Annotated in this window: 18 protein-coding genes; 13 read left to right on the plus strand and 5 right to left on the minus strand. The window is 45.1% G+C overall.

Going from position 1 to position 15,458, the window contains the following annotated elements:
* Positions 1-19: 19 nt before the first annotated feature.
* From mutL to CHX35_RS06855, 11 genes are all read left to right on the plus strand, one after another.
* A complete protein-coding gene (gene mutL / locus CHX35_RS06805) occupies positions 20-1,963 on the plus strand; it encodes a DNA mismatch repair endonuclease MutL (protein ID WP_091835893.1) in 1,944 nt (647 codons plus the stop codon).
* Entirely contained in the window at positions 1,963-2,742 is a 780-nt protein-coding gene (locus CHX35_RS06810) for a class I SAM-dependent methyltransferase (protein WP_091835895.1), read from the plus strand. Before mutL ends, CHX35_RS06810 begins: the two co-directional genes overlap by 1 nt.
* Entirely contained in the window at positions 2,711-3,661 is a 951-nt protein-coding gene (miaA, locus tag CHX35_RS06815) for a tRNA (adenosine(37)-N6)-dimethylallyltransferase MiaA (RefSeq protein WP_091835898.1), read from the plus strand. Before CHX35_RS06810 ends, miaA begins: the two co-directional genes overlap by 32 nt.
* A 40-nt stretch (positions 3,662-3,701) precedes the next feature.
* Positions 3,702-3,947: an RNA chaperone Hfq gene (gene hfq / locus CHX35_RS06820; protein ID WP_091835901.1), complete on the plus strand. Its 246-nt coding sequence runs from the start codon at positions 3,702-3,704 to the stop codon at positions 3,945-3,947.
* A 95-nt stretch (positions 3,948-4,042) separates the two neighbouring features.
* Entirely contained in the window at positions 4,043-5,029 is a 987-nt protein-coding gene (locus CHX35_RS06825; RefSeq protein WP_091835905.1) for an AAA family ATPase, read from the plus strand.
* A gap of 42 nt (positions 5,030-5,071) precedes the next feature.
* Entirely contained in the window at positions 5,072-6,334 is a 1,263-nt protein-coding gene (gene hflX, locus CHX35_RS06830; RefSeq protein ID WP_091835909.1) for a GTPase HflX, read from the plus strand.
* Between the two features lie 22 nt (positions 6,335-6,356).
* Positions 6,357-7,646 (plus strand): methionine gamma-lyase family protein, encoded by a 1,290-nt coding sequence (locus tag CHX35_RS06835; protein ID WP_091835911.1) that lies wholly within the window; start codon positions 6,357-6,359, stop codon positions 7,644-7,646.
* Between the two features lie 14 nt (positions 7,647-7,660).
* Positions 7,661-8,137 carry a DUF456 domain-containing protein gene (locus tag CHX35_RS06840; RefSeq protein WP_091835914.1) on the plus strand — a complete coding sequence of 159 codons (477 nt, stop codon included), beginning with the start codon at positions 7,661-7,663 and terminating at the stop codon, positions 8,135-8,137.
* A gap of 254 nt (positions 8,138-8,391) precedes the next feature.
* Positions 8,392-8,802, plus strand: a complete 411-nt coding sequence (locus tag CHX35_RS06845) for a MerR family transcriptional regulator (protein WP_091835917.1) — start codon at positions 8,392-8,394, stop codon at positions 8,800-8,802.
* A gap of 55 nt (positions 8,803-8,857) precedes the next feature.
* Positions 8,858-10,195, plus strand: a complete 1,338-nt coding sequence (gene glnA / locus CHX35_RS06850) for a type I glutamate--ammonia ligase (RefSeq protein ID WP_091835920.1) — start codon at positions 8,858-8,860, stop codon at positions 10,193-10,195.
* A gap of 235 nt (positions 10,196-10,430) precedes the next feature.
* Entirely contained in the window at positions 10,431-10,916 is a 486-nt protein-coding gene (locus CHX35_RS06855; RefSeq protein ID WP_091835923.1) for an SRPBCC family protein, read from the plus strand.
* A gap of 440 nt (positions 10,917-11,356) precedes the next feature.
* On the opposite strand, the gene CHX35_RS17470 is transcribed toward CHX35_RS06855, so the two are convergent.
* The 3 genes from CHX35_RS17470 to CHX35_RS06865 all read right to left on the minus strand — a co-directional run bounded on the left by CHX35_RS17470 (position 11,357) and on the right by CHX35_RS06865 (position 12,639).
* Positions 11,357-11,503, minus strand: a complete 147-nt coding sequence (locus CHX35_RS17470; RefSeq protein WP_176391942.1) for a hypothetical protein — start codon at positions 11,501-11,503, stop codon at positions 11,357-11,359.
* Positions 11,504-11,609: 106 nt separating this feature from the next.
* Entirely contained in the window at positions 11,610-12,095 is a 486-nt protein-coding gene (locus CHX35_RS06860) for a hypothetical protein (protein ID WP_091835926.1), read from the minus strand.
* Positions 12,096-12,114: 19 nt separating this feature from the next.
* Entirely contained in the window at positions 12,115-12,639 is a 525-nt protein-coding gene (locus tag CHX35_RS06865) for a DUF4489 domain-containing protein (protein ID WP_091835928.1), read from the minus strand.
* A 341-nt stretch (positions 12,640-12,980) separates the two neighbouring features.
* Here CHX35_RS06865 and CHX35_RS06870 point away from each other — a divergent pair, with 341 nt between their 5' ends.
* A complete protein-coding gene (locus CHX35_RS06870; protein WP_091835931.1) occupies positions 12,981-13,631 on the plus strand; it encodes a GNAT family N-acetyltransferase in 651 nt (216 codons plus the stop codon).
* 208 nt (positions 13,632-13,839) lie between these two features.
* Entirely contained in the window at positions 13,840-14,022 is a 183-nt protein-coding gene (locus tag CHX35_RS06875) for a hypothetical protein (RefSeq protein ID WP_091835933.1), read from the plus strand.
* A gap of 198 nt (positions 14,023-14,220) precedes the next feature.
* Here the strand turns inward: CHX35_RS06875 and CHX35_RS06880 are convergent, their stop codons facing one another.
* Together CHX35_RS06880 and CHX35_RS06885 are read right to left on the minus strand one after the other, a co-directional pair.
* Positions 14,221-14,742, minus strand: a complete 522-nt coding sequence (locus CHX35_RS06880) for a GNAT family N-acetyltransferase (protein WP_091835936.1) — start codon at positions 14,740-14,742, stop codon at positions 14,221-14,223.
* Positions 14,742-15,335, minus strand: a complete 594-nt coding sequence (locus CHX35_RS06885) for a DUF2087 domain-containing protein (RefSeq protein ID WP_091835938.1) — start codon at positions 15,333-15,335, stop codon at positions 14,742-14,744. The genes CHX35_RS06880 and CHX35_RS06885 overlap by 1 nt, the downstream gene beginning before the upstream one ends.
* Positions 15,336-15,458 lie beyond the last annotated feature (123 nt).

The raw sequence follows: 15,458 nt of genomic DNA on the forward strand, positions 1-15,458 counted from the left end.
TCCTGAGGAGGCGGTATGAATGGGGAAGATTCGGATTCTCGACGATAACCTGGCCAATCAGATCGCCGCGGGGGAAGTTGTAGAACGACCGGCTTCCGTTGTAAAGGAACTGGTGGAAAATTCCCTCGATGCAGGGGCTGATCGGATTCAAGTGGCGATCGAAGAGGGGGGGATTCGCTCCATCAATGTGTCGGATAATGGGCATGGAATGGATCGGGAGGATGCAGTGCGCGCCTTTGAACGACATGCTACGAGTAAAATTAGACGGGAGCGAGATTTATTTTCGATTCGCTCTCTCGGATTTCGCGGAGAAGCCCTTCCGAGTATCGCCTCTGTCTCTCGCTTGACCCTAACCACTTCAACGGAAGAGGGAGAAGCTGCGACTTGTGTTCGGATGGAAGGGGGAAAGTCCCTTTCGATTGAGGATACGGTACGTTCCCAAGGAACGGAAGTTCGAGTCGAGGAGTTATTCTTTAATACGCCTGCTCGTTTGAAGTATTTAAAAACCGTCAACACTGAGGTTAGCCATGTTGCTGACAGTATCGGACGCATAGCATTGGCTCATCCCGATGTCTCTTTTCTCCTCATCCATAATGGGAGAGAACTATTTCGTGCACCAGGCGATGGAAAATTGCTGCATGTGATTCATGCGCTCTATGGTAAGCAGGTGGCTCGCCAAGCATTAAATGTTACAGCTGAGGATATGGACTTCTCAGTGAAAGGGATGATTATCCGGCCTGAGATCACCCGTGCCAATCGATCCTATATCTCGACCGTGATTAACGGACGTTTTATTCGTAGCATCCCACTTGTACAATCCGTGTTACGTGCATACGATACCTTGCTTCCGATCGGGCGTTATCCCATTGCCACTCTCTCGATTGAAATGGACCCGAAGTTAGTCGATGTGAATGTTCATCCTGCGAAGTTAGAAGTCCGTTTATCGAAGGAGAAGGAGTTGTGTCGTTTAATCGAGGAGGAGATGAAACAACTCTTTCGTCAACAGGTATTAATTCCTGAGGCGAAGGCCCCCCGTGAACGATCGGTTACAAGGCCGATTCAAGATCGCCTTGCGTTGGAAAAGACGGTGGTTTCTGAACCGGAAAGAAAAAAGCCTTCTTGGTCTTGGGAAAGCGATGTTGATCGAGGGGGGAAGCCTTCTGTCCATGAGACGCCACGTGTTTATGGGAACCCGAGAGATCAAGCAACAATGGGTTCACATTCTTCCCCGACGCCTTCACCTAAGGAATCGACGGCGGATGAGCCGAGTGATTTGAGACGAAAGGCCCTCCGAGGGGAATCGGTGATTGACCAGGACCAACCCTCTCGGTCTTTTCAACCTCCCATCCCTGATTCTGGGAAGAAGAATCAAGGGTCAGGGATTCCCTCTGATCTTGTCCCTTTGGCGCAGGTTCATGGGACTTATATCCTGGCTCAAGCCGAGGATGGATTTTATATTATGGATCAGCACGCCGCCCATGAGCGAATCTATTATGAAATGTTTTTTCGTCGATTACAGGAGAAGGATCAGGAACAACAGCCGCTATTACTACCGATTACCATTGAATGTACGCCAGGGGAAGCCGAGAGCATTCGTCAACGAATGCCAGAGTTGGAGGACCTAGGGGTGGAGATTTCCCCCTTTGGGACCACGACCTTTTTGATTCGCTCCCATCCTCGGTGGCTTCCTGAAGGAGAGGAAGAGTCCTTCATTCGCGAAATGGTGGATTGGATGAAGTCTGGGAAGCGAGTCGATCGGGCGAATTTATTGGATGATGGGGCGAAGATGATGGCTTGTAAAGCAGCGATCAAAGCCAATCGTCATCTGCGGCGGGAAGAGATGGAAAGCCTAATCAATCAATTACGGGATTGTGAAACGCCCTATACTTGTCCACATGGGCGTCCCATTTCCATTCACTTTTCTACCTATGAGATAGAGAAAATGTTTAAACGGGTGATGTAATGGTATTTGTAACGACATCCCGTAAGGGGAAGGAAGAAGTGGAGAAATCGGCAAAGGTGTTTGCTGAAACACTTTCGGCTCCTTATCTTCCACGGGATGGATTATCTTTGGAACGGATGTTTCAAGAGAGTGGTCTGAATGAAGCGGTGATTGTGGGTCCAGAAGGAGCCAAGTGGCAAGACCAATCCGGTAGGCATTTTTTCTTCCATCCCAATATGGCGGCGGTGCGGGTGAAGGCGCTCGCACGTGGGGGCAAAGATGCTTTGATTGAAGCGAGTGGGATTCAAAAGGGAGATCGGGTGCTCGATTGCACATTGGGCCTCGGTTCGGATGCAATTGTTGCCGCCCATGTGGTGGGAAAGCACGGTGAAGTGACGGGACTCGAGAGTCAGTCAGTGATCGCCTCCTTAGTCTCTTATGGGTTAACAAATTATCCGCTAGAATCTCCACGTTTACTGGAGGCGATGCATCGCGTCGAGGTATGTCAGGCGGACTATCGTCAGTTTTTACATGATGCGGAGGAGAACAGTTTTGATATTGTCCTCTTTGATCCGATGTTTCGCCAAACCGTTACCCGCTCCTCGGGTGTTCAGGCTTTAAAAACACTTGCCAATCCAGCGCCCCTTGATCCAGTGGCTGTAAATGAGGCTTGTCGTGTGGCGAAACGACGAGTTGTTCTTAAAGAGCGGAAGATGAGCGGGGAATTTGAGCGGCTCGGATTTCAGATTGAAAAGGAGGCCTCCAATCATGCCTTTGGCATCAAAGAATGTGGGGGGTGACCTCCTTGTTATTGTCGGTCCCACTTCGGTAGGAAAAACCGCACTGAGTCTTGAGCTAGCCCATGAATTTGCTGGTGAGATCATCTCGGGGGATTCAATGCAGGTCTATCGTTACATGGATATCGGAACAGCGAAGGCGACGCCAGAGGAACGCGCTCAGGTTCCTCATCATCTCATTGATTTAAAGGATCCGGATGAGGCGTTTTCTGTGGATGAATTTCAGCGGTTAGCACGTCAGACGATTACCCAGGTTCAAGGGAAGGACCACTTACCGATGATTGTTGGAGGGACGGGTCTTTATATTCAATCGGTGACCCACGGGTATCAACTTCCCGATGTGAAAGAAGATCCTGTCTTTCGAGCCGAGATGAATCAATGGGCAGATGAGAAGGGGCATGAAGCACTTCATCAACTCCTGGCAAGAAAGGATGAACAAGCTGCAGCCCGACTTCATCCCAATGATCGCAGGCGCGTCATTCGTGCCTTGGAGATCATCAAGGAGTCAGGAAAAACCTTGGCAGAAGTCCAACAACGTGGACCATCCCCATATCGAATGATCTGGATTGGACTTACCATGCCCCGTGAACGACTCTATGATCGAATTAATCAACGGGTGGAGCAGATGATGGAGGAAGGGTTACTTGAAGAAGTGATGCGCCTACGTGAAATGGGATATACACGGGAACATACTTCAATGCAGGCTTTAGGCTACAAGGAGTTAATGCTATATTTAGAGGGTGAATGTCGTCTTGAAAAAGCGGTGGATTTGATTCAGCAGGGGACTCGAAAGTATGCGAAACGACAACTCTCCTGGTTTCGGCGCTTACCGGAAATTCATTGGGTGGATGTATCGGAGAAGGGCTTTGCCAGAGAAATTCATCGACACGTAGCAGGAAAGTTCCCTCTCTACAAAGAATAGAGTAAACTAATGCCAAAATGTACATAGGAGGTACGAAACGTTGAAGCAATCGATCAACATCCAAGATACGTTCCTCAATCAGATTCGTAAAGAATCGGTTCCCGTCACCATTTATCTCGTTAACGGTTTTCAGTTACGTGGTGTTGTGCGGGGCTTTGATAATTTTACGATCGTGATCGACAGTGATGGAAAACAACAAATGGTCTATAAACATGCGATCTCCACATTCACTCCGGCGAGGGCAGTATCTTTGATGTCTAACGAAGAATCCAATAAAGAAGGCTAAAACCAAGTGGACACCACTTGGTTTTTCCATGTCTTCACCAAAACCTGGGCTCCTGCGTATACATAGGGCAGCGATTTCGCGAAGAGGTGACTGATATGGCCAACCGCGTAATTACCCAGGAAACGCGTCGGATTCAAGTGGTGCTCGATCATAGCCCGCGTAAAAAACGAAATTGGGATACGAGTGGGCAACAGACAGATCCCATGAGAGAAGAAGAACACCTGCCTCTTAAGCGGTGTCTTAATGAGCTAGAAAGTTTAGTGGGTCTTTCCAAGGTGAAATCCTTTATTCATGAAATTTATGCATGGCTGGCTGTTAGCCGGCGGAGAACAGCGGCGGGCTTAACGACAGATAGTCAGGTGCTCCATATGATTTTCGAGGGGAATCCGGGTACAGGAAAGACCACGGTGGCACGAATTATGGGGCGGATGCTCAAAGAGATGAATGTCCTGGAGAAGGGCCATCTTGTTGAAGTGGAAAGGGCGGACTTAGTTGGGGAGTACATTGGTCATACAGCCCAGAAAACGAGGGAACATGTTAAGCAGGCCCTAGGCGGAATTCTCTTTATTGATGAAGCGTATGCCTTATCCCGTGGAGGTGACAAGGATTTTGGCAAGGAGGCAATCGATACCCTTGTCAAATCGATGGAAGATCATAAGAATGGGTTTGTGCTCATTTTGGCGGGTTATCCAGCCGAAATGGAGCGATTTATCCGTTCCAATCCAGGACTTCCTTCGCGCTTTCCCATTCGGTTAAGTTTTTCGGATTTCTCGCTAAACGAGCTAACTCAAATTGCTGATGGGATGGTGAAAGCAAGACAGTATCGATTTTCCGTTCCCGCACGCGAAAAATTGGCCAATCATTTGGCAGAAGCCAGTCGTTCCTCTAAGGATTCCTTCGGGAATGCTCGCTATGTACGCAATATCGTGGAGCAGGCGATTCGTCACCAGGCAGTTCGACTTCTTGATTCACGGTATATTTCTCGGGAAGACTTGATGACCTTAACCTCTGAGGATATTCGTTTCCCTGCGAGTACGTCTGGGAATTCTGCTGCCTATTCGTGGTATAATGGAATTAAATAATGCAAGGAAATGTTCCAAGGAGGATGAATCATTATCGAAGAGATGGATCCGATTGAACGGGCGGTGCTCGTCGGTTGTTCGCTGAAAACTGACGATGTGGACCTGGACTCTTCCCTTGATGAATTGGCACGCTTGGTAGAGACTGCAAAGGCGACTCCAATGGCAAGGGTGACTCAGGTTCGCGATCATTACGATGCTACATGGCTGATCGGCAAAGGAAAAGTGGATGAAATTTCCGCATTGGTTGAGGATCAAGGGATTGATTTGGTGGTTTTTGACCAGGAACTCTCCCCTAGGCAGTTAATTCGCTTGGAAGAAAGAATTCCCTGTAAAATTATTGATCGGACGCAGTTGATTTTAGATATTTTCGCCATGCGTGCACAAACCAAAGAGGGAAGCCTCCAAGTCGAGCTGGCCCAATTGGAATACATGTACCCTCGCCTTGTCGGTAAGGGAACCCAACTCTCTCGCTTAGGGGGAGGGATTGGTACGCGTGGTCCCGGGGAGAAAAAGCTTGAAACGGATCGTCGACATATTCGGGGTCGTATCCATGATTTGAAAAGGGATTTGGAACAAGTTCGTAAGCATCGTCAACTTCATCAATCCCGACGGCGCAAGATGGAGATTGTGCAAGTGGCCTTAGTGGGATATACCAACGCCGGTAAATCTACCTTGTTAAATCGGTTGACTGGATCAGAGGTTCTTGAGGAGGATCAGTTATTTGCTACATTGGATCCTACCTCGCGTTTTTTAGAGTTGCCATCTGGAGAGAAGATTCTCTTGACCGATACCGTTGGTTTTATTCGCAACCTGCCCCATCATTTAGTCGCAGCCTTTCGGTCCACCTTAGAACAGGTACAAGAAGCCGACTTACTCTTGCATGTGGTGGATCAGAGTCATCCCGAAGCGGCATCGCAAATGACCGCTGTTCACCAAGTATTGAAGGATCTCTCTGCAGAGCAAGTTCCCATGGTCACTGTGTTTAATAAGCGAGATCGGGAAAGCAAGGAACTTCTTACTGCTGAAGGTGAAACCGTTCATATTTCCGCCTTCGAGGAAAATGATTTAATCAAACTGAAAGAGAAAATTTCACAGGTTCTCTATGATGCACAAATTGCTGGATCTGCAGAAATTCCAGTGGATAGAGGAGAAATGATTTCTCAACTCTACGAAGTTGCTGAAGTCCTTCATTCGGAAGTGAATGATTTGACGATGACCCTTCAATTTCGTCTTCCACGCAAAAGATATGAACGGATGTCACCGGAGATCAAGGCTTGTATTCGTGAAGTAAGAGAGAAAAACTAATCGTAGAAATGGTGTTGTCAACGTGTATCGATTTTTTCAGAACGAAGATGTTTTGCAACCATGGGGAGAAGAAGCGGAGCGGAAAATTGCACCCATACTCCGTCGCATTGAAAGGCAAGTCGATGAGCATCAATGGCGGCTACTTTCCGCGTATCGACGGGCGGGGGTTTCTGAAGCCCATTTGGCTGCTTCGACAGGTTATGGTTATGACGATCTTGGGCGAGAGGCGCTCGAGACCATTGTGGCAGAGGTGTTTGGAGCAGAAACATGCTTATTTCGATCCCATATCACATCTGGAACGCATGCAATAGCCGCTAGTTTATTTGGTATCCTTCGACCTGGAGATGAACTTCTCTACATAACAGGGGCCCCTTATGACACGCTGCATCAAGTGATCGGTCAAGAGTCTGATGGTTCAGGATCGCTTGCGGATTATGGGATTTCCTATCAAGCGATTTCCCTTACATCGAATGGTGAGGTAGATTGGCCTGCAGTCCAACAGGCGGTGACGCCTCGGACACGTTGTATAGCGATTCAACGTTCACGGGGATATGCAGAGAGGGCTTCTTTTTCCATCGATCAAATTGAAGCGATGATTGCACAGGCCCGTAGGATTTCTCCACAGGCTGCAATTTTTGTTGATAATTGCTATGGAGAGTTCGTAGAGGATCGAGAGCCTACACATGTAGGTGCCGATCTTATCGCAGGTTCGCTAATTAAAAATCCGGGTGGAGGGTTAGCGAAGTCAGGCGGTTATATTGCAGGAAAGAAGAACTGGGTGGACCGAGCGGCATCGCGTTTAGTAGCGCCTGGTATTCTTGCTGAAGGTGGAGCCAGTCATGGATACTTACGTGACTTTTATCAGGGATTTTTTCTTGCTCCCCATGTGGTCGGTGAGGCATTAAAGGGGGCGGTCTATGCAGCGGCGATGTTGGAAGCGGCAGGCTTTTTGAGTACACCCCGTTGGGAAGACCCTCGTACCGATATCATTCAATTAATTCAATTTGGTCGTCCTGAGCCTTTGATCGACTTTTGCCAAGGGATTCAAGCGGCATCTCCTGTCGATGCCCATGTGCGCCCAGAGCCTTCTCAGATGCCGGGCTATGAAGATCCTGTCATTATGGCGGCAGGAACCTTTGTCCAGGGCGCTAGTATTGAATTATCCGCAGATGGTCCTCTGCGTTCACCTTATCGTGCTTATATGCAGGGTGGATTGACTTATTCTCATGTAAAAATCGGAATCTTAACCGCTTTAGATCGAGTTGTTGAACGACGAAAGTCCCTATCTGGTTCTCATTCTTATGAAGCGTAGGTGAACAGATCTCAATGGATATTGTATGGTGGTCGATGATCATCCTTCTTTTTGTTTTAGGATTTGCGGGATTATTTTTGCCAATTCTTCCTGATGCATTGTTATTACTGGGTGGCTTTGCTCTCTATGATGTGGTGTTGGGGAAAGGGGTGATCCCCTGGTCCTTTTGGATTACCGCAGGGGTGATCACCGTGGTAATCATGGTGGTCGATTATGTAGCCGGGGGAATTGCCGCTCGGAAATATGGCGGATCTCGTGCCGCTACTTGGGCGGCGATTGTGGGTGCAATTGTTGGGCTGGTTATTGGTCCGATCGGTATGATTATTGGTCCCTTTGTAGCGGTCGTTCTTGTCGAATTGCTACAGAAAAAGAGCATAGAAGAAGCATTAAAAATTGGCTATGGTACCCTGATCGGCTTTTTAGGAGGCGTCTTGTTTAAAGGAGTGTTAATGACCGGATTGATCATCTGGTTCCTTGTGTTGGTGTTGTAGATAGATTGTCATGGGGATGTCTCATGATTTTCGTAAGAGATTGGTTCATGTGCCACCGTTAAGGTGGCTTTTTTCTTTTGATCATGATGAATTCAACAAGGCAATGGCTGGTGTGAAAACGCTTTCGGTAGGGTATATCTATAAGGTGGCATCATTTATTTTGTCAAATTTCCTTACACCCGTTGACAATGAAACCTGACATGAATACAATGAGGACAGAACGTGAATGTGATTGGATGAAGGAGGCACTGCTGATGCGTGATGATACTCGCCGGAATATGCCTCTTTTTTCGATGGGCACCGTGCAGAAATTGACTGAACTCACCCCAAGGCAAGTCCGATATTACGAACAGCAAGGGTTGATTCGTCCTGCTCGCACAAACGGCAATCAGCGGCTGTTTTCGTTCAACGATGTTGATCGTCTCCTCCATATCAAAAATTTGATGGAGAAGGGTGTTAACATCGCTGGCGTAAAAGAGATGTTACAAAAAGAAGAGCAGAAGGAAGGCGTTGTTACAGAAGCAACTCCACCTCAAACGGTAAAAAAACCAGAGATTTCAGAGGCGGAATTGCACAAATTACTAAAGCGCCAACTCTCGGAGTTATCTGCTCGTCCTAATCAAAGTCACCTACTACGAGGGGAATTATCTCGTTTCTTTCATTGATGACGTAGGTGGGAAAAACTGCGGAATGCACGAACTCGAAGGGAGATAGAAGTCCATGTCAAAATTCACTAAAGAAGACATCTTAAAACAGGTCGAAGAACAAAATGTAGAGTATATCCGCCTGCAGTTTACCGATCTGCTTGGTACGATCAAAAACGTGGAGATTCCAAAGGGTCAACTCTCTAAAGCGTTGGACAACAAGATGATGTTTGACGGATCCTCCATCGAAGGTTTTGTGCGGATCGAAGAATCAGACATGTATCTCTACCCTGACTTGGACAGCTGGATTGTTTATCCTTGGGGCGGGACAGAGGATTCTCGTGTGGCTGGATTAATCTGTGATGTTTATGATACGGATGGTCAACCCTTCGCAGGGGATCCTCGGGGCATCTTGAAAAAAGTATTGAAAGAAGCAGAAGAGATGGGCTTTACTTCTTTCAATGTAGGTCCTGAGCCGGAATTTTTCCTCTTTAAAACCGATGCACAGGGCGAGCCTACCCTGGATTTAAATGATAAAGGTGGCTACTTTGATTTGGCGCCACTCGATCTCGGTGAAAACTGTCGCCGTGATATCGTGGTTACCCTTGAGCGGATGGGCTTTGAAATGGAAGCTTCTCACCACGAAGTGGCACCGGGTCAACATGAGATTGACTTTAAGTATGCCAATGCGCTAACCGCTGCGGATAACATTCAAACCTTCAAATTAGTGGTGAAAAACATTGCACGCCGTTACGGTTTGCACGCGACCTTTATGCCAAAGCCACTCTTTGGTGTGAACGGTTCGGGTATGCACTGTCACCAATCGCTATTCCGGGGAAATGAAAATGCGTTCTTTGATGATCATGATGAGTTGGGTCTTTCCGAAACCGCTCGTCAATATCTTGCCGGGATCTTGAAACATGCTAAGGCCTTTACTGCTTTGACGAACCCACTTGTGAACTCCTACAAGCGCTTGGTACCGGGTTACGAGGCACCATGTTATGTGGCTTGGTCCCCGAAAAACCGTAGTCCATTGGTTCGTGTTCCAGCTTCTCGTGGGGTATCCACTCGGATTGAGGTTCGCAGTCCAGACCCAGCAGCCAACCCTTACCTTGCTTTGGCAGTGATGTTGAAGGCGGGTCTTGATGGAATCAAGAACCAGCTGAATGTACCGAAGGAAACGGATCGCAACATTTACGTCATGGACGAAGATGAGCGCGAAGCAGCAGGAATTGAGAGCTTGCCATCTTCACTGAAAGAAGCCCTTGAAGAGCTAGCGAAAAACAAAGTGATTCGCGAAGCCCTTGGTGAGCATGCTGTTGAACACTTCATTGAAGCAAAAGAGATCGAATGGGATATGTTCCGGACACAAGTTCATCCTTGGGAACGTGAACAATATATGTCTCTCTACTAATAACGAAGAACCCTTGACACCCTTGGTGTTGAGGGTTCTTTCTTATGTGTAATAGTAAGAGATCCCCAGCATTGTAGAAGGTGTTAACGGTAATCTGTACTGTGATATAGTGAAGCCATGGTCAGAATGAGCTTCATTATAACCTACGTCAGGAATTAATTAAGGTTCTCATAGTGTACCAATTGTTCCTGCTAGTTAAAACGAAAGGACTGGATTCGATGAGGAGGATTCATCCATGTTAGCAGTCGTAGAGAAAGTCGATCGCGGTTATATCGCCAAGTACGATCGTTTGCTAAATCACCCTGTCGAAAAGGTTTGGACGACACTGACCCAGAATGAAGAATTGAAAAACTGGATGCCTAATCTTGAAATCAAAGCGTTGCAGCCAGATGGAAGGATTCAATTTAATATGAATGATGGTACAGGTAACTCTTTTGATCTGAGAATATTGGATTACAAAGCGTTTTCATACCTTCAGTATGAATGGGGTGAAGGCTGGGTGAGGTTTGAGTTGCATCCAAAGGATGAAGGGTGCTACTTAACCTTAAACGAATTGATTCCTAGCCTCAGTAACCATACGCCAAAAGATCTTGCGGGATGGCATGTATGCCTTGATCTTTTTTATGAAGTACTGGAGGGGCGTGTGATGGATTTTCCCAAAGAAGAATGGAAAGTTTGGTATGAGCGCTACACAGCGTTCGTTCAATCATTGAATAGTTAAGTTGAACTTTACTGCAAGTTGAAGGGGAGGAGGGCGAGTGGTTAGTAACGTTTGTCTGTTGATGGTGTGTGATTCTTGCGTTAATGATACGATTTAGCTCTTGGACACGATTGCAGTAAAGGCTTTATTGGATATCGTATAGGAAGCGGATATAAGCCTGACTTGGGCTAATTCAAAGCAATACTTAATGGGACATGGTTTATTTTTATGAGGCATTACGATATCACAAAATTGATAGTCGACGGGTTCGTTGACGATCAGGCGAAGGGGATTGATGAGAGCATCGGTTATAACTCTGCGATTAAAAAAGTAGTTCTGTAAATGATATACCTGTTTAGTATAAAGAAAACGTTTAGTTAACCTAAAACATAAGGTGATATTTCCAGTACCTGCTTTGGATATCGAACGTTCTGAAAATATAAAGGAAGAGAATTGTAAATTTATAGTTTTTTTTTAGGCATATAATCTTGATGGATGATTAACTCAGCTAATGGAATAGGAGGATCTACTTTTCTAAGGGAGGCAGGCAACGAAGGGTTAAATACTTGACCACAAGCAATGGTTGAGTGAACACTCTTAGCGGTCATGTTCATCGATCCTTTCCTATCGGAGGGGCTATCCATCGCGAACCTGCCATTGGGTCAACCGAGAATCTGCTTGAATCCCCACACGCTCCCAACATCTTCCCGCTTATCAACACACTTGATTGCTAGTGTATAAACCGGTTAAATTCTTATTTGTTATCTTGTACTTCGTATTGTTCACAAGCACTCTCACTAACTGCAATTGATAAATAAGGGGTCTCTCTTTATCGATGCGTAGTGAATCACAATATTGAACGACAAAAGGAACACTACTAGAATTGACTTCAATACCTTCAAAGGGTAATTCTCTAGAAACGAATTGAGAAACGGTCCATCCTTTTAGTATTTTAATGGTGATCCCCTTTCTTACTAATCGATATTGATTAGCAAATTGAACATTAGAACCCATTTGACTCAATACAATGATGCTTGAGTAATTTATAAAAACCCTAGCTTTTCCTGCGGCAGCTTGCACTGTAACTTCTGCAAGTACAATGGGGGGGTTAGAAGGTTTTAAAAGCGTGGGTAGTTTTGGTTTAAATAGGGTGCCGCAGTTTAAGGAAGAATGTTTCGTGTTACGATTGTATGCATTCAAGGGACACTTCTCCTAACCATTAAAAGTGATTCACATTAGAAGATACCAGGGCGCTGAAGCCTTTATCGATAATTTTGTAGCTTGCATTACGTAGGGAAACCTCGGCCAGTTGTATTTCATAGATTACCTTTGTGTCATTAAAGGTGTGACTTTCATCACAATATTGAATAACAAAGGGAACACGGACATATTCATTTAAGTTAAGTACTTCAATAAATAATTGACTAAGTTCCCATTCATTTAGGTTGACGGGGTTTTTGTTCTTTTCCTTTCGTACTAATCTGAAAATAAATTTAAATCGCTTGATCCTTCTTCTTTGTGTCAACGGAATCACGCAAGAATAGTTTATCTTGACAATTGGATTCTTGATTTTTTTGAGTGATCGAATTTCAACACTCGTTAAAGGAATTGGTGGATCCGTGTTAGATAAATGAGTCGGCAATGAAGGGGTATAGATTCTACCGCAGTGCACATGTACTTCATTTAGTATTTTCTTTTTATTATTATGTTTAATAAAGGAGTGTCTTTTGAATCGATTTTCCATCGTTTCTTCTCCTTAAGTTCGCCTTATGCAAACGATGAAATCTTCTGTTATAGATATCCTTTGTCAATGAACGGGATCTCTTAAGAATCCTCTGCGCTTAACAGAAGACACCTTGGTGTCATCAGGCATGAGGAGTGTCTGGATTCCGCATGTTCGACCCATGGGATGTTCGACTTATCGATACGGTTTAAAAATACGCTATATAACTATTCATAGTAGTTGATATGCGTTCCGGTGAATCTGAAGAGATGACCATCAAAAACGGAGCGACTGTTCAATTGTTATCCTATAATTGGGGCGTTGAAGACAAGTGAAATAAATGTTAAAGGAGTAGGGAGTTTATGATATCAAATGGCTCGATATCAATAAGGAAAATGACTCATTGTCAAAATGACTTTTCTTTGTTGTTTAAGTGGTTTAATGATAAAGAAGTCCTAAGTTACATTGAAGGTCCGGCTTCCTGTTATACCTATGAGGAGATTGTAAGTAAATATGGACCAAGAGCAAAAGGAAAGCACTATGTTACTCCTTGTATCGTTAACTATAATGATTCACCGATTGGTTATTTGCAGTTTTATCTGTTGCAAGAAGATGAAATTCAGAAATACGGTGCTAGGCTTGAACTTCCACCATATGGGCTGGATATAGTTATAGGAGAGACAAGATATTGGAATATGGGGATTGGAACAGGGGCTCTTAAGCTCATCCTTCGGCATTTGTTTGAGCAAGGGATAAAAGAGATTTTTATCGACCCTCAAACATGGAATATCAGAGCCATTCGAAGTTACGAAAAATGTGGATTTCGAAAAACAAAAATACTGTATCAACATGAACGATTTAATGGTGAATATAAAGATAATCAGTTAATAAAATTGATTATCTTGATTATTTCGACAAACTATGGAATCGACAGGAAGATTAGTTCAATAAAACAAAAAATAATTTCAGGCGTGTTGATTATCCTTAAGTTGGATGATGGAGGACGCGTGTGAGCACAAGAGACCGATGGCGAGGGAACTGTCTGCTTCATATTATTTGAGGACGAGCAGGTCATGTGATGGAGGGGAGTTTTCTTTAGCTGACGATCCCTGTATATAATTAAGTATACGGGAGATGAACTTATGCCATAAAGCGCTTAATGTGGCTCGTATCCTACAATAGAACAAGCGATGATCTTTAGCAAATGAAGGAGGATTTAATATGTGGGAGTTCTGGAAAGCATATTGGCTTGTGATTATGCCTTTGTTTTTTGTGGGTGTATCCATTTACCAAGCATCTAAAAAAACCGACAAAAAGACTTTGATTAAGAAAGTATCTATTTATGTGGGAGTAGCCATTCCTGTATTAGTCCTAATCACATACATTCTCTATAATTATTCGTGAGTCCCCTGATCATAAATATTGCCCCTGAACGTTAACCTCATCAAACCCTCCGCAAGGTTAATGGCAAAGCTCTTCTTGCCCCTCACAGGCTCCTTTGCACTTCAAAAATAGGTTAAACAACACGCCTGAGTAGTTCTCTTTTCTATACATAAGCCTCCATGTGAAAAAGTCGTCCTCTAAAGGCAGTGGGTGCGCGGATTAGCTGATTATTTGCCGCTCCATCTTGATGACACGCTTTAAACCAGCAGGAAACTGCTTTTCAACGACCTCAAAGGGGATAAACCCAAGGGATTGCCAGAAGGTTTGAGCGAGATGGTTTTCTTCTAATACTCCAATGCGAAGAGCCCGCCAAGTGGTTGTGTCTTTGATATAAGAAATAAACCCCTCTGTTGCCTCTCTTCCCAGTCCTTTTCTTTGCTCATCACCATGGATGATTAAGAGGCCTAACCAAGGGTAATGATCGGTTGGATTTTCATCATACCACTCTAATATACCGATTACCTTGTCCTCTTTTTTCTCTCGGATGGCGGCTAGATGTTGACCTGATGTGGAAGCAGCGATTTGCCAATCTCGTTGAAGGATCGCTAGATGACCATGCTCGTCTAGAGATCCTTCTGTCCAATTCACATAGGTGGGATTACTCTGGTAAATCGGGAGGAGTGTAACTAGATCAGGAGTGTCCACCTTATCAATCTGAAGGCGCCTGGTTTCAAATGGCATTAGATTTCACGCTCCTCGGAAGCCGGCCACATCTCGGCTGGGTTTAACTCATAGATTCCTTTCTCACGATACATAAACTGATGGATGATCAATTCTCGCCTCAGTGTAGCGAAATCATCATGAAAACGTTGAATGATTTGATTGATCTCTTTTTCTTCATATTTTTGACCATGGTTGAAGGAAGAGGCGATTCGATGCAGAACAACAATTCGTTTTTTGCGTTGGGCAGGGATCGTTTTTAAGCGATTATCTGGGGTGAAAAAGTTGCGCCAAATGGCTTCTGTTCTAAGGGTGCCCTTTGTTTTGGACATATCCGTTTCCTCCTCTTTGAGTAGCGAGCAAAAGGCGAAGGACTTTTGTTCTAACACGCGTCGTTCGAGTTGAAAGTAGATGGTATTTCCCTCGCGACGTTCCTTAACCAATCCGGCTTCCCGTAGTTTCGTCATGTGGTGAGTGATGGTAGGGGGTTTTAGTCCTAATTTTCCAGCGATAGCTTGCCCGTGAAGGGGAGAGTGGGAAAGCAAGATCAGGATACGGAGTCGGGTAGGGTCGGCCAAGGCTTTGTGAAAATCAATTAATCGATTTAATTGCATAAGGAGGACCTCCAATGGCAGGGTGGGGATCTGCTGTCTAACAATTCGATATGAATCTAATTAGATATTTATCAAATTAAAAGGAGGCTGTCAAGTAGGACGTTTCACCCATAAAAATTGAGG

Source organism: Marininema halotolerans, assembly GCF_900116235.1.
GTDB classification, from domain to species: Bacteria; Bacillota; Bacilli; order Thermoactinomycetales; family DSM-45169; genus Marininema; species Marininema halotolerans.